Source organism: Chimaeribacter californicus, assembly GCF_002858675.1.
GTDB classification, from domain to species: domain Bacteria; phylum Pseudomonadota; class Gammaproteobacteria; order Enterobacterales; family Enterobacteriaceae; genus Chimaeribacter; species Chimaeribacter californicus.
This window is the reverse complement of the sequence record NZ_PJZF01000130.1, coordinates 1-352: the sequence shown is the minus strand read 5'-3', so window position 1 is coordinate 352 and position 352 is coordinate 1. Positions and strand designations below refer to the sequence as shown.

General features: G+C 61.6%; 1 protein-coding gene. It reads right to left on the bottom strand.

The features are described from left to right. Nucleotides 1-352, bottom strand: a 352-nt coding sequence (locus CYR55_RS23245; protein ID WP_175580840.1) for an endonuclease, incomplete at both ends; no start/stop codon positions are given.

Genomic DNA, 352 nt, shown 5'->3' with positions numbered 1-352 from the left:
GTACTGGCCTTCACCGCCGCGCCACTGGTTATACATGAAGTTTCCGCGGTCGCCGTTCACTTCGCCGACGGACGGTTGCAGGTTGTGCAGGTCAGTTTCAATCTGGCGGTAGACCGGGTCTTTCACGCAGTTTTTGCGCCCGCCGTCCTGCCAGCACTGGCGCTGGTGGCCGAACTGCCAGGCCGGCACCACGTGCTCCCATTCAATGCGGTTGGCGCGCAGGGCGCTTTTACGCACCTGATAGCCGCAGGAGGCGAGGTCAGGGATGCCCTTTTTGCCCTGCCAGGTGATTTTGCAGCCGCAATAGAAATCGCCGGGTGCGTCCTGGTGGATTTTAGCCGCCGCCGTTTTG